Raw genomic sequence first — 18,177 nt, 5'->3', positions numbered from 1 at the left:
GCATAAACTGGTGGCTTGACCATAGGGTCGCTAATCCCTGATTTCATACGACGAGAATTGGAGCTCACCGTGGCAGAAAGCAAGAACTCGTTCGGTGCCAAAAAGACGCTCGAGGTCGGCGGGAAGTCCTACGACTACTTCGCACTCGACGCCGTCGAAGGCATGGAGAAACTCCCCTACTCCCTTAAGGTGCTGGGCGAGAACCTCCTGCGCACCGAGGACGGCAAGAACGTCACCGAGGACCACATCAAGGCCATCGCGAACTGGGACCCCTCGGCAGAGCCGAGCGTGGAGATTCAGTTCACCCCGGCACGTGTCCTCATGCAGGACTTCACCGGCGTGCCCTGCGTGGTCGACCTTGCAACCATGCGTGAGGCCGTGAGCACCCTCGGCGGCAACCCGGACCAGGTCAACCCGCTGAACCCGGCCGAGATGGTCATCGACCACTCCGTGATTATCGAGGCATTCGGCTCCACCGACGCCATCGACAAGAACGTCGAGATTGAGTACCAGCGCAACGAGGAGCGCTACCAGTTCCTGCGCTGGGGTGCAGAGAACTTCTCCAACTTCCGCGTCGTGCCGCCGGGAACCGGCATTGTCCACCAGGTCAACATCGAGTACCTCTCCCGCGTCGTCTTCGACAACGAGGGTCTGGCCTACCCGGACACCTGCATCGGCACCGACTCCCACACCACCATGGAAAACGGCCTGGGCATCCTGGGCTGGGGCGTGGGCGGCATCGAGGCTGAGGCCGCAATGCTGGGCCAGCCGGTCTCCATGCTCATCCCGCGCGTCGTGGGCTTCAAGCTCACCGGCGAGATCCCGACCGGTGTGACCGCAACCGACGTCGTGCTCACCATCACCGAGATGCTGCGCGAGCACGGCGTGGTGCAGAAGTTCGTCGAGTTCTACGGCAACGGCGTCAAGGAAATCCCGCTGGCGAACCGCGCCACCATCGGCAACATGTCCCCGGAGTTCGGCTCCACCTGCGCGATCTTCCCGATCGACGAGGAGACCATCAACTACCTGCACCTGACCGGCCGCTCCCAGGAGGACATCGACCGCGTCGAGGCATACGCCAAGGCACAGGGCATGTGGCTGGAGCAGGACGCAGAGGAGGCCGAGTACTCCGAGTACCTCGAGCTGGACCTGTCCACCGTCGTCCCGTCCATCGCTGGCCCGAAGCGCCCGCAGGACCGCATCCTGCTGTCCGAGTCCAAGGACACCTTCCGTAAGCAGCTGCCGGACTACAACACCGCAGGCGAGGGCACCTCCGAGCCGGTTCGCGCCGAGAAGGTTGACGCTGTCTCCTACAACGAGTCCTGGGCAGCCCACGGCGAGTCCGCCGCCGAGGGTGCAGAGGGCCGCGCTTCCAAGCCGGTCATCGTCGAGTCCCCGAAGGGCGGCGAGTACACCCTGGACCACGGCTTCGTGGCCATCGCCGCTGTGACCTCCTGCACCAACACCTCCAACCCGTCCGTCATGGTCGGCGCTGCACTGCTGGCACGCAAGGCCGCCGAGAAGGGCCTGAAGGCCAAGCCGTGGGTCAAGACGATTATGGCTCCGGGCTCCCAGGTCGTTGACGGCTACTACGAGCGCGCTGATCTGTGGAAGGACCTGGAGGCCGTCGGCTTCTACCTCTCCGGCTTCGGCTGCGCATCCTGCATCGGCAACTCCGGCCCGCTGCCGGCCGAGGTGTCCGACGCAGTCAACGAGTTCGACCTCACCGCAACCGCAGTCCTTTCCGGCAACCGCAACTTCGAGGGCCGCATCTCCCCGGACGTGAAGATGAACTACCTCGCGTCCCCGCTGCTGGTCATCGCCTACGCTATCGCCGGCACGATGGACTTCGACTTCGAGACCCAGCCGCTGGGCCAGGACGCCGACGGCAACGACGTCTTCCTCAAGGACGTTTGGCCGTCCACCGAGGAGATCGAAGAGACCATCGCTGGCACCATCTCCCGCGAGATGTACGAGGCCGACTACGCCGACGTGTTCAAGGGCGACGAGCAGTGGCAGGGTCTGGACATCCCGACCGGCAAGACCTTCGACTGGAACGAAGACTCCACCTACATCCGCAAGGCACCGTACTTCGACGGCATGCCGGATGAGCCGGAGGCAGTCGAGGACATCGAGGGCGCACGCGTGCTGGCGAAGCTGGGCGACTCGGTGACCACCGACCACATCTCCCCGGCTTCCTCCATCAAGCCGGGCACCCCGGCCGCGAACTACCTGGATGCCAACGGTGTTGAGCGCAAGGACTACAACTCCTTCGGCTCCCGCCGCGGCAATCACGAGGTCATGGTCCGCGGTACCTTCGCGAACATCCGCCTGCGCAACCAGCTGGTGGACGAGCAGGGCGGCTACACCCGCGACTTCACGCAGGAGGGCGCACCGCAGGCGTACATCTACGACGCCGCGATGAACTACGCCGAGAAGGACATCCCGCTGGTGGTCATCGCCGGCAAGGAGTACGGCACCGGTTCCTCCCGCGACTGGGCGGCGAAGGGCACCAACCTGCTGGGTGTCAAGGCCGTCATCGCCGAGTCCTTCGAGCGCATCCACCGCTCGAACCTCATCGGCATGGGTGTGCTGCCGCTGCAGTTCCCGGAGGGCGAGTCCCACGAGTCCCTCGGCCTGGACGGCACCGAGACCTTCACCCTGACCGGCATTACCGAGTTCAACAACGGTGAGATCCCGGCCACGGTTCACGTGAAGGCGGAGAAGGACGGCTCCGACGCTGTCGAATTCGACGCAGTAGTGCGCGTGGATACGCCGGGTGAGGCGGAGTACTTCCGCCACGGCGGCATCCTGCAGTACGTGCTGCGTCAGATGGTCAAGAGCTAACGCGCTCTCGGCCGTCGTTTAAGGGGCCCCGCACGCCGCGGGGCCCCTTCCCCCTTTTCTCACTCCTATCTGGAGCCCGAAGGAGCCCCCTCATGCCGATTGTCAGCGATGAAGAGCTGAAGCGCCGCCGCGGCGAGATCATCGACACCGCCCGCGTCTGCTTCGCGTACTACGGCTACGAGGGGGCGACCGTGGCCCGTCTGGAAGAGGCCACCGGCAAGACGCGTGGCGCGATCTTCCACCACTTCGGCGACAAGGAAACACTGTTCCTGGCAATCGCCGAAGCGGACGCGGAGCGGCAGGCCCAGGTGGTCAGCGAACGCGGTTTGGTGGAGGTCATGCGCGGGATGCTCGTAGACCGCACCTCCAACGATTGGTTCACCACCCGCGCCGAGATCCTTCGCAAGCTGCGCACTGACCCAGAGTTCGAGGCGCGTTGGCGCGAGCACCAGGAGGTGCTGGACAGTGCGGTCCGCGAGCGCTTGGAGTCAAACAAGCAGATGCGTGACGACGTCCCCGTCGCCGTCGTCCAGACCTACCTGGAGACAGTGCTCGAGGGCTTCATCACCAAACTCGCCTCCGGTGAGCCTGTGGACCGGCTCGAGGCGATGCTCGACGTGGTAGAGCAGTCAGTCCGCGGGTAATTCCAGAAAATAGACTAAGCGGTATAGAATTGCCGCTATGTCAAAGCTGCTTTTCCTCTCCCTTCGCAACGGCGAGATCGGGCCGGACGTCGCCCACGCCGAATACCACGACGCCCTGCGCGCCACGGGCGTAAGCGAAGTGGACATGGAACTGCGCGTCATCGACTCCCCCGACTCCGAGCTCGGCCCTCTCGACCCCGTCAGCGGCATCATCGTCGGCGGCTGTTCGCTGAATGTGACCAACCCCGAGCGCGACGCGTGGCACAAGCGTATCGACGACATCCTGTCCGCCACCGTCAACTCCGGCAAACCCGTCTTCTTCGTCTGCTTCGGCATTTCCTGGCTGGTGGACCACTTCGGCGGCGAAGTCGGGCGCACCCACCCCGAGCCGTCCGGCCCGACCACCGTGAACGTGGAGGCCGAGGACGCGCTCGCTGGGCCGAGCGGCACGTTTACCGCGCTGACGGGGCACACAGAGAACCCGGTGCGCGTGCCCGATTCCCTCACCGTTGTGGCCACCGGACCCGACGGGCTAGTGCAGATGGTCCGCTACGGCGACCGGGTGTGGGCGACCCAGTTCCACGCCGAGATGGACGCCGACGCGATGCGCACACGCATGGACTTTTTCCACGACTACGGCTACTTCCCCGCCGAGGAATACGCCCGCATCGTCGCCGACCTGCCCAACCACGACGTGAGCCGGGCGAATGGGCTGTTGCGCACATTCGCCCGGCTCTGCACCGAGGGCCGGTTCGACTAAATCTCTGCGACCTTCGCGTCGCCGCCTTCGAAATCGAGCGGGTTGCGGTCGAACTGCGTGCCGCGGCCGACCGACTCGACGATCACATCTGCCACAAGCTCGCGCGGGGTTTCTGACGAGGGGTCCCTTTGGTCGTCGAGAAGCGCGATGCCCTTAGACGGATCATCGGTGAGACGGGTGGGGCCGAGGATCTGGTACGGCAGGTCGGAGGCGAGCAGACGCTTATCGACGGCCTTCTTCGCCTCTACGTAGGCGTACCACGAGCCGCCGTCGTCCTCCGTGGTGGCCTCAGCGGCGCCGGCGTAGGAAACCATGACGGTAAACGGTGCGAACTCGCCGAGCTCCTCGAGCGCGTCGATCATGGCCATTGCCGCGTCGCGGTCCACAGCAAAGGTGCGCTCGGCGGAGCCGCCGCCGGCGCCCGCGGACCACACGACCACGTCGAACGGGGTAAGCAGGCGGGCCCAGTCCTCCTCGTCGAGGGTGGTCAGGTCGCGGACGATGGCAGTCGCGCCGTCATCGACCAGCTGCTGCACATGGTCCGGGTTGCGCACAAGCGCGCTGACGCTGTGACCAGCTTTTACGAGCTTGGGGACGGAGTGGCGCGAGACGTTGCCGCCCGCGCCGAGAACGAGAACGTGCTGTGTTTCCATAACGCCCACCGTAACCCGGAAATACTGTCTATACTTTGCGCATGCACGCAATTATTACGACCACCGGTAAGGACCGTCCCGGCGTCATCGCCGCCGTTGCTAAAACCGCAGCCGACGAGGGGCTGAACATCCTCGACGTCTCCCAGACCATCATGGACGACTTCTTCACCATGATCATGCGCGTCGCACTGCCTGAGGGCGAGGTGGACATGGGTGCGCTGCAGGAAGCCTTCGACGCCGCCGGCAAGCCGCTCGGCATGGTCGTGCGCATCCAGTCCGAGGCCCTGTTCAGCGCCATCAACGACATCTAAGGGGCGCAAATGAATTTCGAGTTTTCAGACGCGCGGTTCCTCGACGTCATCCGCATGATCGAGGATTACCGCCTGGACATCCGCACCGTGACCATGGGCATCTCGCTCATCGGCTGCACCCGCCCCACGATGGAGGCCACCGCGCAGGCGGTGTACGACCGCGTCGTGGAGCGCGCACGCAACCTGGTGCCGGTGTGTGAGGGCATCGAGCGCGAGCTTGGCATCCCGATCGTGAACAAGCGCATCTCCGTCACCCCCGTCGCGCTGGTGGCGGCGGGCGCCGAAGGCAACCCGGTTGAGATTGCCCACGCGTTGGACCGTGCGGCCGGCGAGCTCGGTGTGAACTTCGTCGGCGGCTACTCCGCGCTGGTGGAAAAGGGCGGCACCACCGCCGATAAGCGCCTGATCAATTCCATTCCGGAGGCGCTAAGCGAAACCGACAACGTGTGTAGCTCGGTCAACGTGGCGTCGTCACGCGCCGGCATCAACATGAACGCCGTGGCCAAGATGGGCGAGATTGTCAAAGAGGCCGCGGAGGCGACCGCGGACCGCTCCTCCATCGCCTGCGCAAAGCTCGTCGTCTTTGCCAACGCCGTGGGTGACAACCCGTTCATGGCCGGCGCGTTCCACGGCATTGAGGAGCCGGACACGGTGATCTCTGTGGGTGTGTCCGGCCCGGGTGTGGTGGACAACGCGATCGCCCCGCTGAAGGGGGCGAGCCTGAACGAGGTCGCCGAGGAGATTAAGAAGGCCGCGTTCAAGATCACTCGCGCGGGTCAGCTCGTGGGGACGATGGCTGCGGAGCGCCTCGGCGTGCCGTTTGGCATCGTGGACCTCTCGCTCGCGCCGACGGCGGAGATGGGCGATTCTGTGGCGCACGTACTCGAGCGCATGGGCCTGGACCAGGTGGGCACGCACGGGACTACTGCTGCGTTGGCACTGCTCAACGACGCCGTGAAGAAGGGCGGCATGATGGCCTGCTCCCGCGTCGGCGGCCTGTCCGGCTCGTTCATCCCGGTCTCCGAGGACAAGGGCATGATCGACGCGGTGCACAGCGGTGCCATCTCCATGGACAAGCTCGAGGCGATGACCTCAATCTGCTCCGTGGGCTTCGACATGATCGCCATCCCCGGCGACACTTCAGCGGAGCTCATCGCGGGCATGATCGCCGACGAAGCCGCGATCGGCGTGATGAACCACAAGACGACCGCCTCTCGCCTCATCCCGGTGCCAGGCACAAAACCCGGTGACGAGGTGAACTTCGGCGGACTGCTCGGCTACGCACCGGTGATTCCGGTGAACAAGGTGGGTAACGACGAGTTCATCCACCGCGGCGGGTTCATCCCCGCGCCGGTGCACGGGTTCAGGAACTAGCGCTTGACCCTCACGCGATGTGAGGGTTTAAGTTTTGGTGCGTGAAGATTTCAGACGTGGCTGCGGCAGCCGGCTGCTCCGTCCGCTCGGTGCGCCACCTGCACGAACGCGGAGTTGTGCCAGAACCTGCACGCACCAGCGGCAACTACCGCGACTATTCTGTCAGCGATCTAGTGGCGGTGATTCGGGCGCGTGCGCTTATCGACGCCGGTGTTCCAGTCGCCGACATCCAACGTGAAGACGCAATACAACGTTCAATTGCCATGTTGGACGGCCGCATCGCCCATCTGGAGAGACAGCGGTCGCGACTGCTGGCTATCGCGGAGGCGCCCGCCGGGTGCCCGCGCGATATTAGGGACAAACTTGCGGATGTGATCGACGATGCTGCGCTGCTGCAGATAGAGCTCGATTCCTGGGACCTCATGGCGCTCACTGGCGTCGCGACCGAGGCGACGTGGGCGCAGCTCAGGGCAAACCTCAAGGATGCTTCCTGTGTGGAGGCGGCGCGTAAGTCCGTCAATGTGTGGGGTGAGCTTGGGGCAATGCATTCACGGGATGTCGATGTTCCGCAGATTTCGGCTACGCTCTCGGCACTGTTTGCACGCGGAATTATGCGAGACGTCCTCCCTACCCTGCGGCAGGGTTCCGTCCCGCTCCAGGTGAAGGATCTTCCCACCCGGGGCGCCCAGCGGGTGGTGTTGGAGGAGCTCACCCGTGGCATCTAGAGCGATAACGTTGCTGAAGAAGCACCCTGCATACCGGGTAGCGAAGTTCGAGCTGGGGCTGTACCGCGACTTGGGACGGTGGATCCGTGGACGCTGTCTCGTGCCCGATGGCGCGTCGCCGCTCCCCCATCCACCTGGGCGGTTGCAAATGCTTGGCTTCGTCACCGCAGTTTTGACCATTGAGATGGTTGTTGTGCACCTGCTTTTGCCCGCAGGATTGGTGCGGCTGGTAGCGCTACTGCTTTCGCTCTGGGCTGTTGTGTGGGTGTGGTCGCTCATCGCCGGAGAACGTATCCGGCCAAGCTACGAGGGGCCTGACGCCCTGGTTCTGCGCCGCGGGAGAACGGTGTTCGCCGAGGTGCCTGCGTTGCTTGTGGCGCAGCGACGTACGGAGAGGACCTTTGCCTCTGACATCAAGGTCGAGGGAGATACGCTCACCGTCGGTGGCTCCGGCGGGACCGACACGGTCCTCGAGCTCAGCGAGCCAGTGCTGGCTGCGGGTGACCGCTACCCCTGGCAGAAAGCGAAAAACGCGCCGGTAACACGTGTTCGCTTCTACGCGGGGCAGCGTGGTCTGTAGCTAGCGCTTCTTGCCCACCGCGAACCATGCGACCCAGCCCAGGGTGTTGACTGCGCCGATCACTGGGGTCCACAGCCACTTCGGACCCCGGACACGCTTGGAGTTGGTACGTGCGAGGTCGCGCAGTGCGAAGGCCTTACCGGCTGTGTCGATGGTGGCGAGCACGCCGGCGAGGGTCTTCTGGTCGGAAGAAAGGCCGTTCCAGGCGTCCTTGATGGTGTCGATGATGTCGTTGCTTCTTGCCATAGTGCGAGTGTAGCGGGCTGGTTTCGGGGTCCACGTTTCGTCCGTCGATAAGCAAGATGCTCACTATGATGGACAAACTCTTGTGCGGTTTGCGTTTCGGTTTGTACGTTCAGTGCAACGAAATTTCCGAATCGGAGGGGTTAGAAAATGGGTCGCCACAAGCTTCTGCACGTCATCACCGAACGCGTCAATTGCGTACCACGGGGAATCACATTCGCATCAAACATCATGCAGTTCGAGTGGATCCTCGGTGAGATTTTTGCGCACAAGATCGATACAAACGATCCGTACCGGGCCTTGGGGCAGGCGCTGACTTGGGTGTTCCGGTGGAACTCGACACCATCCAATACAGATGTCAGCGGCGAACTCCTTGAGATTGAAAGCGAGGAATACCTGACGCTCGATTACGCCCGGGGTGAGGTGACGTTGCAATTGGATGGGACACCGAAGATGCGCTGCGCGCTGACACCAGAAAACGTACGCCCCCTTTTCCAGATGGTGTGGGACCACAACGAACCTGACCCGTACAGCGAGACTCCGCAGTTCCCGAAGCGGTCGCTGGTGCGGCTGGTTTGCGAGCGAAGCGGAGAGGTCGGCTCCGGCATCGATGTCTTCTACCCCATCGGCGGCGAGGAACGGATTAGGAGGTTTCTGCCCGAGATTCTTTTGGGCCAGACAGTCGATTCCCTCCTCTCCAATCTCTGGCTTGTTGGCGAGCTAGACGCCCTGGTGCAGCCGTTTCAGGACCAGGTAATTGGCGACGAGTATGCCGCGACGACCCCACCGCCGCGCGAGGTGGATTGCCCGATGTTGACCGTTGATGTTCCCAACGAGTCGCTGCGGTTGAGCTCCTCTAACGGTGAGCTGGTGATGGTTACGGACTTCACGGAGGAGGCTGTAGAGCGCGTGCTAGCAGAGTTCGAACGGTTGGTGGATCCCTGGGCGCAGCCTCGTGTGCTTGCAGGTTCACATCCCGACTATGAGCCTTGGGCCGGAGATTCACCGTTCTAGGACTGTGATCTTGGTTACAGTTTCTAACTCGGTGCTTGTTTTGCTGGACATAAGGGGTGTTTATGTCGACGCGGTTTGTATGTTGATCGTAAACGTATTCGATTAAAGGGTTTTGAAAGAGGGCACAATGGCGACTGACCTGCGAAAGCACGTCGACACAATCACCCATGCCCTCCTGGCCATGAAGGACCTGTGTGCAGACCCCGATGCGGTCGAGTTCGAGGAGGTTCGGGAGGATTTCGAGCGCCTCGAAGCAATATTCAACGTGAAGGCTACGCTCGACGCGTTTTTCGCGTACGTGTGCGAGCGTGACGACGCCGGGCGCGTCGTCGGCTCAAAGCACGCCAATCAGTACCTTCAGAAGAAGCTCGGGTTGGAGCCCAAGGACGCCTACGACCGTCTCGCCCGAGGCCGGGACTACTACGGTGAGCCCGAGGTTGAAGAGGAGCAGGTCACCGACCTGTTCGATACCGATTGTGAGGAAACCCCCGCGGATCCGGCGGCGGAGGCAGAGCGGGAGGAAGCGGCCCGCGAGGCTGCTCGAGCGGCTGCCCGCGAAGAGGCGCGGCGCAAGCAAGAAGAAGCCCGCCGTGCCGCCGAGCGCGTGAACGCCGAGAAACAGCGCGTGATCCGCCAAGAGCTAGACAAGCTTGTCGGGGATGCGAAGGGAGCGCGTGCCCGTCTCCAGGCGGACGCGCTCGCGGAGGCTCCTCGACGTTCTGTGAAAGATTTGCGCGCCACCGTGCGCCGCTGGGTCGAGCGCGAGAACCGCAAGCACGTCGAACCTACGAACCCGAACGCGGGCATGGAAAACCGCGGGCTGCACATCGGTGCCCAGCGCGCAGACGGGACATGCCGGATCACTATCGATGCCGTGGCCTCTGATTCAGCGCTATTCAAAGCGCTGAGCGATAAGGGGTTGGTGCCCAACTCGAACCTCCCCGAGGGTGTGGAGGATTACCGCACGCCGTCGCAACGCAGGTACGACCAGTTCTCCGAGATACTCAAGCATTATGACGCCTGCGAGAAACCAACCGGCGGCGGGTGCGCGTCCGTGGTTGTGTCGGTGACGCTGGACGAGCTGACGGAGGCCGGGCCGACCACGAAGTTCGCCACCAACACCGGAATCGAGCTCGACGCCTTCGACCTCGTGCGTTTGGGCATGGATGGAACGTCCGACTTCGTGCTGACTGTCGACGACGCAACGTCGTTGCCGTTGAACCTATACCGGACGCGGCGATTGGCGTCGCTGGCGCAGCGGATCACGTTGCTGGCTGTGCAGGGCGTGTGCGCCTGGACCGGCTGCACTGCCCCGCTCACGGAGACGGAGATCCACCACATCACATCGTGGCTGCAAGGCGGTGATACCAACATCGACAACCTCACAGCGCTGTGTCGGACCCACCACCGCTGCAACAACGACTTCAAAGACCACAGAAACAACACCAGTCACATGGATGTGGACCCGGCGACGGGTCGGGCCGGGGTGAAGGAACCCGGGTGCGCAACGCTGCAGTTCAACCATGCAGACGCGGCCGAGCATTCGGCGGTGAACAGGTTACGAAAGAGACACCGGCAGCGGAATCGGACAACCGTGCCCGATCCGGGTGGCGGTACGGCCCCACCGGAAACTCGCGTACCTCCAGAACCGCCGGATCCACCTCTCCCACGGGAGCCGGTGCAGCCCCCGCCATGGGCGAAGGGACAAGACCCGTACCCGCCGTTCTAGATTTGCCTCGAGCAGGTCGGGAAGTTTAGGCGAGCTCGACGATCTCCATGTACTCGTCGCTCCACATGTCCTCGTCGCCCTCGGGCATGATAATGACCCGCTCCGGCTCGAGCGCGCGCACCGCGCCCGGGTCGTGGGTGACCAGGACGACGGCGCCGGTGTAGGTCTTGAGCGCGTCGAGGACCTGCTCGCGGGATTGGGGGTCCAGGTTGTTTGTGGGCTCGTCGAGAAGCAGGACGTTCGCGCGCGAGGACACGAGGGTCGCCAGCGCGAGGCGGGTCTTCTCGCCGCCCGAGAGCGTGCCCGCGGGCTGCTCCAGCTTGTCGCCCGAGAACATGAAGGCGCCGAGCAGGCCACGCAAGTCCTGCTGGCCGGCGTCGGGGCAGGCCTCGATGGTGTTCTCCCATACGCTCTTGTTGCCGTCGATGGTGTCGTGCTCCTGGGCGAAGTAGCCGATCTTCAGCCCGTGGCCCGAAACCACGCCGCCCTCGCCGTCGGTGCGCTCCACCCCGGCGAGCAGCTTGAGCAGGGTGGTCTTGCCGGCACCGTTCGTGCCCAGCACCACCACGCGCGAGCCCTTGTCCACCGCCAGGTCCACGCCCGCGAAGACCTCGAGGGAGCCGTACATCTTGGTCAAGCCCTTGCCAAACAGCGGGGTCTTGCCACACGGCGCCGGTTCCGGGAAGGAGATAGAGGCGACCTTGTCGGCCACCCGGACCTCGTCGAGCTCCCTCATCATGCGCTCGGCGCGTGCCATCATCTGCTTCGCGGCCGAGGCCTTTGTGGCCTTCGCGCCCAACTTCGCGGCCTGCTTCTGCAAGGCTGAGGCCTTCTTCTCGGCGTTGGCGCGTTCGCGACGGCGCCGGGCCTCGTCGAGGGCGCGGGCATCCTTGTACTTGGAAAAGCCCATGTTGTACACGTCAGCCTCGGCGCGCACCGCGTCCAAGAACCAGACCTTGTTGCACACCGCGTCGAGCAGCTCGACGTCGTGGGAGATCATGATCAGCCCGCCCTCGTGCTTGGACAGGAAGTTGCGCAGCCAGGAGATGGAGTCGGCGTCGAGGTGGTTGGTCGGCTCGTCGAGAAGCAGGGTGGTCTGGGACTTGCCCGAGCCCTGGCGCGAGGCGAACAGGATCTGGGCGAGCTCCACGCGACGGCGCTGGCCGCCCGACAGGGTCTTCAGCTGCTGGTCCAGGATGCGCTCCGGCAGCCCCAGGTTGTCGCAGATCTGGGCCGCCTCCGCGTTGGCCTCGTAGCCGCCGAGCGCCTGGTAGCGCTCCTCAAGGCGGGAAAATTTCGCGATGGCCTTGTCGCGCTCCTCTCCGTCCGTCTCCTCCATCAGCTTCTGCTGCTTGGCCATCGAGCGCTGGATCTGGTCCAGGCCGCGGGCCGAGAGCACACGGTCGCGGGCGGTCTGCTCGATGTCGCCCTCCTTGGAGTCCTGCGGGAGGTAGCCGATCTCGCCCGAGCGGGTCACCGAGCCGCCGTAGGGTTCGGTCTCCCCCGCCAGGATGCGCATCGTGGTGGTCTTGCCGGCACCGTTGCGGCCGACTAGGCCGATGCGGTCGCCGGGTTGGACGCGGAGGTGCTGGCCGGGGGCGTCGAGAAGCGTGCGCGCGCCGACGCGGACCTCGAGATCATTGGTGACAATCACGGGGAAACTGTATCAACAGCCCCCAAATCGGGATCTACTTCTTCGACACAGCGCGCACGATCCAAATGATCAGCGCGAAGATCAGCGCAACAAGGCCGACGGTACCGAGCAGGACCAAAATTTCAGCAAGCCCAAGGTTCACAACAATCCTCCTTCACAACGCAGAAATCCCCCACAGGTTAACAACCTGCGGGGGATTTCAAGAGATGTTCTACACCGCGAATCCGAGAGCGCGGAGCTGCTCGCGGCCCTCCTCGGTGATGAACTGCGGGCCCCACGGCGGCATCCAGACCCAGTTCAAGTCCAGCTCGTCGACCGCCGTGTTGTTCACGACCGACAGGGTGGCCTGCTCCTCGATCACGTCGGTGAGCGGGCACGCCGGCGAGGTCAGCGTCATGTTGATCACTGCGACGGTTTTGCCCTCGCGCTCCTCGATCCAGGTGTCGTAGACCAAGCCGAGGTCGACGACGTTGATGCCCAGCTCCGGGTCGATCACGTCGTGGAGGTACTCCTCCACCTCGCCGATGAGCTTGAGCTGCTCCTCGGTCTGCTGCGGGCGCTCCGCCTGCTTGTCCGGTTCAGTCATGGCTACTCCTTATCTTCCGGGGCGTCCGATTCTCCCAAGGCGTCCGACGTCGCCGCCTGGAACGCCTTCCACCCCAGCAGCGCGCACTTCACGCGCGCCGGGAACTTGGCTACACCGGCGAACGCCACGCCGTCGCCGATTTTTTCCGCATCGCCCTCGACGGTGCCGCGCGAGGTGATCATCTCGTCGAAGGCGGCGAGCTTCGACATCGCCTCGTCGACAGGCAGCCCGATGACCTCCTCGGCCATCACCGAGGTGGAGGCCTGGGAAATCGAGCACCCCTCGGCGTCGTAGGAGACGTCCTCGACCGTGGAGCCATCCTCCGACAGGTGCACGCGCAGCGTCAGCTCGTCGCCGCACGACGGGTTGACGTGGTGCACCTCCGCCTCGTACGGCTCGCGCAGCCCCGCGTGCTGCGGGTTCTTGTAGTGGTCCAGGATGACTTCCTGGTACATGGATTCGAGGTTCATCGCGCGAAAAACTCCTTCGCTTTGCTAATCGACGACACCAAGGTATCAACCTCATCCAGCGTGTTGTACAGGTAGAAGCTCGCCCTGGACGTGGACTGCATGTCCAGGCCACGGTGCAGCGGCCACGCGCAGTGGTGGCCCGTGCGGATGGCCACGCCCTCGGCGTCGAGCACCTGGCCCAGGTCGTGCGGGTGCACGCCCTCGACCGTAAAGGCGATCGCGCCGCCGCGGTTGTCGGCGGTGAGCGGCCCGGCGATCCGGAGTCCGTCGATACGCTGCATCTGCTCCAGGGCGTAGGCGGTGAGCTCGCGCTCGTGGGCCTGGATGTCCTCCATGCCGATCTCGGTGAGGAAGCGCACCGCCTCACCAAGGCCCACGACCTGGGAGGTCATCTGGGTGCCCGCTTCGAAGCGCTGCGGCGCCGGCGCGTAGGTGGAGCCCTCCATGCGCACGACCTCGATCATGGAGCCGCCCGTGAGGAACGGCGGCAGCTCGTTGAGGTGCTTCGAGTACAGCGCTCCCACGCCGGACGGGCCGCACATCTTGTGCCCGGAAAACGCCGCGAAGTCGACGTCGAGCGCGTGGAAGTCCACCGGCATGTGCGGCACCGACTGGCAGGCGTCGAGCACCGTGAGTGCGCCGACGGCCTTTGCGCGGCGCACCATCTCGGCCACGTCCGCGTGCGCGCCGGTGACGTTGGACTGGTGGGTAAACGCCACCACCTTGACCGTGTCGTCGAGCTCGAGCGAGTCGAGGTCGATGCGCCCGTCCTCGGTCATCGCATACCACTTCAACGTCGCTCCGGTGCGGCGCGCCAGCTCCTGCCACGGCACGAGGTTGGCGTGGTGCTCGAGCTCCGTGATCACGATGGTGTCGCCCTCGCCCACGGCGTACTCGCCGGCGCGGGAATCGCCCAGCACGTACGCGACCAGGTTCAGTGCCTCAGTGGCGTTTTTGGTGAACGCGATCTCGTCGTTGTCCGCGCCGACGAATGCCGCGATGGCCTCGCGGGCGGACTCGTACGCGTCGGTGGCCTCCTCCGCCAGCTCGTAGGAGCCGCGGTGCACGGGCGCGTTGCAGCCGAGCACGAAGTCGCGCTCAGCGTCCCACACCCGCTGCGGGCGCTGCGACGTCGCCCCCGAATCCAGGTACACCAACGGCTTGCCGCCGCGCACGGTGCGAGACAGGATCGGGAACTCCTTGCGGATGGCTGTTACGTCGAGCGCCATTAGATGAACTTCTCGTAGCCCTCGGCCTCGAGCTGGTCGGCGAGGGATGCGTCGCCGGTCTGCACGATCTTGCCGTCGGCGAAGACGTGGATGTAGTCGGGCTTGACGTAGTTCAGGATGCGCTTGTAGTGCGTGATCATGAGCACGCCGCCGCCGGTTTCCTCCTGGTAGCGGTTGATGCCCTCGGAGACGATGCGCAGCGCGTCGACGTCCAGGCCGGAGTCGGTCTCGTCCATGACCGCGAACTTCGGCTTCATCAGGGCGAGCTGCATGACCTCGTGGCGCTTCTTCTCGCCGCCGGAGAAGCCCTCGTTGACGGAGCGCTCGGAGAAGGAGGCGTCCATCTGCAGCGCCTCGCGGGCCGCGTTGAGCTCGCCGACCCACTCGCGCAGCTTCGGGGCCTCGCCGCGCACTGCGGTGACCGCGGAGCGCATGAAGTTCGAGGAGGACACGCCCGGCACCTCCACCGGGTACTGCATGGCCAGGAAGAGGCCGGCGCGGGCGCGCTCGTCGATCTCCATGTCGAGCACGTTCTCGCCGTCGAGAAGCACCTCGCCCTCGGTCACCTCATACTTCGGGTGGCCCGCCAGGGTGTAGGCGAGGGTGGACTTGCCGGAGCCGTTCGGGCCCATGATCGCGTGGGTCTCGCCGCCCTTGATGGTCAGGTTGACGCCCTTGAGGATCGGCTTGGGCTCCTGGCCCTCCTCGGTCGGCAGGACGTTCGCGTGCAGGTTCTTAATTTCCAGGGTGGACATGTATTGCTCCTTTTAGTTTTCGTTGCGCTCGAGCTCGCCGGCGACGCGGGCGATGAGTTCTTCGCGGACCGACTCGACGGGGATCTGGTTGAGGACCTCGTTGAAGAAGCCGCGGATGATCAGGCGGGTGGCGTCTTCCTCGCGGATGCCGCGGGAGCGCAGGTAGAACAGCTGGTCGTCGTCGAAGCGGCCGACGGTTGCAGCGTGGCCCGCGCCGGCGATCTCGCCGGTTTCGATCTCCAGGTTCGGGATGGCGTCGGCGCGTGCGCCGTCGGTGAGCACCAGGTTTCGGTTGGTCTCGTAGGTGTCGGTGCCCTTCGCCTCGGCACGGATGAGCACGTCGCCCACCCAGCAGGTGCGCGCCTCAGGCAGCTTGGAGGCCTTGTCGCCCTGCAGCGCGCCCTTGTACAGCACGTTGGAGCGGCAGTTCGGCACCGCGTGATCCACCAGGAGGCGGTTCTCGATGTACTGGCCCGCGTCGGCGAAGTACACGCCGGTCAGCTCGGCGTCGCCGCCCGGCGCCTCGAAGGCGAGGCGCGGGGTGATGCGGACGATCTCGCCGCCGAAGGTGGCCACGTGGTGGCGCAGGGTCGCATCGCGCTTCACGACGATGGACTGCTGGCCAACGTGCACCGCATCCAGGTCCCAGTCCGCGTCCACCACGGCGTTGACGCGGGAGCCTTCGCCGATGACCCAGTTGACGTTGTCGGCGTGGGTGCCGGAGCCGGCGTAGCGCACCACAACGGTGGCCGCAGAGTTCGCGCCGGACTCGAACACGACGGTGCCGAAGGTGGTCTTGTCCGCGCCCGCGCCGGTGATTGTCACGGTGATCGGCTCAGTCAGCTCCGCGTTCGCCGGCACCGAAATCAGGGTGGCGTTTTCGGAGGAGGTCCACGCCTGGGCGGCGATGCGGTCGACGGGGGCGCCGGCGGCGGTCACGCGCTCGTCGTCAAGCAAAACTTGCTCGACTGCGACCTCGCTGGGGCCCTCGACCGCAATCTGGGCCTCGGCCTGCGGGGCGAACTTGCCGTTGTGCAGGCCGCGCAGGCGGCGCAGGGAAATAAAGCGCCAGACCTCGTCGCGGCCGCCCGGGACCTCGAAGTCCTCCACGTTGAAGGAGGAAAACAGGTCGCCCTTGTTGTTGTGCGTGGTGGCGTTTTTGACGGTTTCGGCCATTTAGCCCACCGATCCTTCCATTTGCAGCTCGATGAGGCGGTTCAGCTCGAGGGCATACTCCATGGGCAGCTCCTTAGCGATCGGCTCGACGAAGCCGCGCACGATCATGGCCATGGCCTCTTCCTCGGCGATGCCGCGGGACATCAGGTAGAACAGCTGGTCCTCGGAGACCTTGGACACCTTCGCCTCGTGGCCCAGGGTCACGCGGTCGTTGCGGATGTCGTTGTACGGGTATGTATCCGAGCGCGAGATGTCGTCCACCAGCAGCGCGTCGCACTCCACGTTCGAGGCGGAATCGTGGGCGTTGGCGTTGATCTGCACCAGGCCGCGGTAAGCCGCGCGGCCGCCGCCGCGGGCCACCGACTTGGACACGATGGACGAGGAGGTGTGCGGCGCCATGTGCGTCATCTTGGCGCCGGTGTCCTGGAACTGGCCCTCGCCTGCGAACGCGACGGAGAGCACCTCGCCGCGGGCGTGCTCGCCGGTCATCCACACGGCCGGGTACTTCATGGTCACCTTGGAGCCGATGTTGCCGTCGACCCACTCCATGGTCGCGCCCTCTTCAGCCTTCGCGCGCTTGGTGACCAGGTTGTAGACGTTGTTGGACCAGTTCTGGATGGTGGTGTAGCGGCAGCGGCCGCCCTTCTTCACAATGATCTCCACCACGGCGGAGTGCAGCGAGTCCGACTTGTAGATCGGCGCGGTGCAGCCCTCGACGTAGTGCACGTACGCGTCCTCGTCGACGATGATGAGGGTGCGCTCGAACTGGCCCATGTTCTCCGTGTTGATACGGAAGTAGGCCTGCAGCGGGATGTCCACGTGGACCCCCGGCGGGACGTAAATGAAGGAGCCGCCGGACCACACAGCGGTGTTCAGCGCGGAGAACTTGTTGTCGCCGGCCGGAATGACGGAGCCGAAGTACTCCTTGAACAGGTCCTCGTGCTCGCGCAAGGCGGTGTCGGTGTCAACGAAGATGACGCCCTTTTCCTCCAGGTCCTCGCGGATCTGGTGGTAGACCACCTCGGACTCGTACTGCGCAGCCACACCTGCGACGAGACGCTGCTTCTCCGCCTCGGGGATGCCCAGCTTGTCGTAGGTGTTCTTGATGTCCTCCGGCAGATCGTCCCAGCTGGCGGCCTGCTCCTCAGTGGAGCGGACGTAGTACTTGATGTTGTCGAAGTCGATGTCGGACAGGTCCGCGCCCCAGGTGGGCATCGGCTTCTTGTCAAAGATTTCCAGCGCCTTCACACGCTGGTTGAGCATCCATTCCGGCTCACCCTTAATGCCGGAGATGTCGCGCACGACCTCTTCGTTCAGGCCGCGGCGCGCGGAAGCGCCGGCGGCATCAGAGTCGTGCCAGCCGTAGTTGTAGGCGCCGATCGACTCGATGATCTCGTCGTCGTTCATCGGCTTCTCAAGGCCTGGTG

General features: G+C 64.6%; 18 protein-coding genes. 9 read left to right on the top strand and 9 right to left on the bottom strand.

The annotated features are described in order from the left end of the window. Positions 1 to 69 precede the first annotated feature (69 nt). The 3 genes from acnA (at position 70) to NUW87_RS01365 (ending at position 4,251) form a co-directional block, all read left to right on the top strand. Positions 70 to 2,847, top strand: coding sequence for an aconitate hydratase AcnA (acnA, locus tag NUW87_RS01375; RefSeq protein ID WP_269026935.1), 2,778 nt, complete (start codon positions 70 to 72; stop codon positions 2,845 to 2,847). A gap of 92 nt (positions 2,848 to 2,939) precedes the next feature. Continuing rightward, the gene (locus tag NUW87_RS01370; RefSeq protein ID WP_269026934.1) at positions 2,940 to 3,491 is read left to right on the top strand and encodes a TetR/AcrR family transcriptional regulator; all 552 of its coding nucleotides are present in this window, start codon (positions 2,940 to 2,942) and stop codon (positions 3,489 to 3,491) included. Between the two features lie 37 nt (positions 3,492 to 3,528). Beyond that, positions 3,529 to 4,251 carry a glutamine amidotransferase-related protein gene (locus tag NUW87_RS01365; RefSeq protein WP_269026933.1) on the top strand — a complete coding sequence of 241 codons (723 nt, stop codon included), beginning with the start codon at positions 3,529 to 3,531 and terminating at the stop codon, positions 4,249 to 4,251. Here NUW87_RS01365 and NUW87_RS01360 read toward each other — a convergent pair. Next, entirely contained in the window at positions 4,248 to 4,904 is a 657-nt protein-coding gene (locus tag NUW87_RS01360) for an NAD(P)H-binding protein (protein ID WP_269026932.1), read from the bottom strand. The two genes, NUW87_RS01365 and NUW87_RS01360, sit on opposite strands and share 4 nt — an antisense overlap. Before the next feature lie 41 nt (positions 4,905 to 4,945). Here NUW87_RS01360 and NUW87_RS01355 point away from each other — a divergent pair, with 41 nt between their 5' ends. The 4 genes from NUW87_RS01355 (at position 4,946) to NUW87_RS01340 (ending at position 7,894) form a co-directional block, all read left to right on the top strand. Beyond that, positions 4,946 to 5,215 (top strand): ACT domain-containing protein, encoded by a 270-nt coding sequence (locus NUW87_RS01355; RefSeq protein ID WP_070473941.1) that lies wholly within the window; start codon positions 4,946 to 4,948, stop codon positions 5,213 to 5,215. Between the two features lie 9 nt (positions 5,216 to 5,224). Beyond that, on the top strand, positions 5,225 to 6,589 hold the full coding sequence (locus tag NUW87_RS01350) for a PFL family protein (protein ID WP_269026931.1): 1,365 nt from the start codon (positions 5,225 to 5,227) through the stop codon (positions 6,587 to 6,589). A gap of 41 nt (positions 6,590 to 6,630) precedes the next feature. Then, positions 6,631 to 7,314 carry a MerR family transcriptional regulator gene (locus tag NUW87_RS01345; RefSeq protein WP_269026930.1) on the top strand — a complete coding sequence of 228 codons (684 nt, stop codon included), beginning with the start codon at positions 6,631 to 6,633 and terminating at the stop codon, positions 7,312 to 7,314. Between the two features lie 148 nt (positions 7,315 to 7,462). Then, the gene (locus NUW87_RS01340) at positions 7,463 to 7,894 is read left to right on the top strand and encodes a hypothetical protein (RefSeq protein WP_269026929.1); all 432 of its coding nucleotides are present in this window, start codon (positions 7,463 to 7,465) and stop codon (positions 7,892 to 7,894) included. Here NUW87_RS01340 and NUW87_RS01335 read toward each other — a convergent pair whose 3' ends face one another. Continuing rightward, the gene (locus NUW87_RS01335) at positions 7,895 to 8,140 is read right to left on the bottom strand and encodes a PLDc N-terminal domain-containing protein (protein ID WP_269026928.1); all 246 of its coding nucleotides are present in this window, start codon (positions 8,138 to 8,140) and stop codon (positions 7,895 to 7,897) included. Positions 8,141 to 8,287: 147 nt separating this feature from the next. Between NUW87_RS01335 and NUW87_RS01330 the strand changes: the two genes are divergently transcribed. Both NUW87_RS01330 and NUW87_RS01325 read left to right on the top strand, forming a co-directional pair. Continuing rightward, complete coding sequence (locus tag NUW87_RS01330; protein ID WP_269026927.1) at positions 8,288 to 9,151, top strand: hypothetical protein; 864 nt, start codon at positions 8,288 to 8,290, stop codon at positions 9,149 to 9,151. Between the two features lie 127 nt (positions 9,152 to 9,278). Next, positions 9,279 to 10,880: an HNH endonuclease signature motif containing protein gene (locus NUW87_RS01325; RefSeq protein WP_269026926.1), complete on the top strand. Its 1,602-nt coding sequence runs from the start codon at positions 9,279 to 9,281 to the stop codon at positions 10,878 to 10,880. 25 nt (positions 10,881 to 10,905) lie between these two features. Here NUW87_RS01325 and NUW87_RS01320 read toward each other — a convergent pair whose 3' ends face one another. From NUW87_RS01320 to sufB, 7 genes are all read right to left on the bottom strand, one after another. Beyond that, entirely contained in the window at positions 10,906 to 12,534 is a 1,629-nt protein-coding gene (locus NUW87_RS01320; protein WP_269026925.1) for an ABC-F family ATP-binding cassette domain-containing protein, read from the bottom strand. Between the two features lie 211 nt (positions 12,535 to 12,745). Then, the gene (locus NUW87_RS01315; protein ID WP_269026924.1) at positions 12,746 to 13,120 is read right to left on the bottom strand and encodes a metal-sulfur cluster assembly factor; all 375 of its coding nucleotides are present in this window, start codon (positions 13,118 to 13,120) and stop codon (positions 12,746 to 12,748) included. A gap of 2 nt (positions 13,121 to 13,122) precedes the next feature. Next, on the bottom strand, positions 13,123 to 13,590 hold the full coding sequence (sufU, locus tag NUW87_RS01310) for a Fe-S cluster assembly sulfur transfer protein SufU (protein WP_269026923.1): 468 nt from the start codon (positions 13,588 to 13,590) through the stop codon (positions 13,123 to 13,125). Continuing rightward, a complete protein-coding gene (locus NUW87_RS01305; protein ID WP_269026922.1) occupies positions 13,587 to 14,819 on the bottom strand; it encodes a cysteine desulfurase in 1,233 nt (410 codons plus the stop codon). Before NUW87_RS01305 ends, sufU begins: the two co-directional genes overlap by 4 nt. Beyond that, positions 14,819 to 15,574: a Fe-S cluster assembly ATPase SufC gene (gene sufC, locus NUW87_RS01300; RefSeq protein WP_269026921.1), complete on the bottom strand. Its 756-nt coding sequence runs from the start codon at positions 15,572 to 15,574 to the stop codon at positions 14,819 to 14,821. Before sufC ends, NUW87_RS01305 begins: the two co-directional genes overlap by 1 nt. 12 nt (positions 15,575 to 15,586) lie before the next feature. Beyond that, complete coding sequence (sufD, locus tag NUW87_RS01295) at positions 15,587 to 16,750, bottom strand: Fe-S cluster assembly protein SufD (RefSeq protein WP_269026920.1); 1,164 nt, start codon at positions 16,748 to 16,750, stop codon at positions 15,587 to 15,589. After that, positions 16,751 to 18,157, bottom strand: a complete 1,407-nt coding sequence (sufB, locus tag NUW87_RS01290) for a Fe-S cluster assembly protein SufB (protein ID WP_269027021.1) — start codon at positions 18,155 to 18,157, stop codon at positions 16,751 to 16,753. Between the last annotated feature and the right edge of the window lie 20 nt (positions 18,158 to 18,177).

The sequence above is a fragment of the Corynebacterium pilbarense genome (genome assembly GCF_026930265.1).
Lineage (GTDB): Bacteria > Actinomycetota > Actinomycetes > Mycobacteriales > Mycobacteriaceae > Corynebacterium > Corynebacterium pilbarense.
This window is presented reverse-complemented; position numbering and strand designations above follow the sequence as displayed.

Excerpts from the sequence above, each read along its gene's own strand:
- NUW87_RS01370 (WP_269026934.1), top strand. The coding sequence starts at position 2,940 with ATGCCGATTGTCAGCGATGAAGAGCTGAAGCGCCGCCGCGGCGAGATC.
- NUW87_RS01365 (WP_269026933.1), top strand. The coding sequence starts at position 3,529 with ATGTCAAAGCTGCTTTTCCTCTCCCTTCGCAACGGCGAGATCGGGCCG.
- NUW87_RS01360 (WP_269026932.1), bottom strand. The coding sequence starts at position 4,904 with ATGGAAACACAGCACGTTCTCGTTCTCGGCGCGGGCGGCAACGTCTCG.
- NUW87_RS01355 (WP_070473941.1), top strand. The coding sequence starts at position 4,946 with ATGCACGCAATTATTACGACCACCGGTAAGGACCGTCCCGGCGTCATC.
- NUW87_RS01350 (WP_269026931.1), top strand. The coding sequence starts at position 5,225 with ATGAATTTCGAGTTTTCAGACGCGCGGTTCCTCGACGTCATCCGCATG.
- NUW87_RS01340 (WP_269026929.1), top strand. The coding sequence starts at position 7,463 with ATGCTTGGCTTCGTCACCGCAGTTTTGACCATTGAGATGGTTGTTGTG.
- NUW87_RS01335 (WP_269026928.1), bottom strand. The coding sequence starts at position 8,140 with ATGGCAAGAAGCAACGACATCATCGACACCATCAAGGACGCCTGGAAC.
- NUW87_RS01330 (WP_269026927.1), top strand. The coding sequence starts at position 8,288 with ATGGGTCGCCACAAGCTTCTGCACGTCATCACCGAACGCGTCAATTGC.
- NUW87_RS01325 (WP_269026926.1), top strand. The coding sequence starts at position 9,279 with ATGGCGACTGACCTGCGAAAGCACGTCGACACAATCACCCATGCCCTC.
- NUW87_RS01315 (WP_269026924.1), bottom strand. The coding sequence starts at position 13,120 with ATGACTGAACCGGACAAGCAGGCGGAGCGCCCGCAGCAGACCGAGGAG.
- sufU (WP_269026923.1), bottom strand. The coding sequence starts at position 13,590 with ATGAACCTCGAATCCATGTACCAGGAAGTCATCCTGGACCACTACAAG.
- NUW87_RS01305 (WP_269026922.1), bottom strand. The coding sequence starts at position 14,819 with ATGGCGCTCGACGTAACAGCCATCCGCAAGGAGTTCCCGATCCTGTCT.
- sufC (WP_269026921.1), bottom strand. The coding sequence starts at position 15,574 with ATGTCCACCCTGGAAATTAAGAACCTGCACGCGAACGTCCTGCCGACC.
- sufD (WP_269026920.1), bottom strand. The coding sequence starts at position 16,750 with ATGGCCGAAACCGTCAAAAACGCCACCACGCACAACAACAAGGGCGAC.
- sufB (WP_269027021.1), bottom strand. The coding sequence starts at position 18,157 with ATGAACGACGACGAGATCATCGAGTCGATCGGCGCCTACAACTACGGC.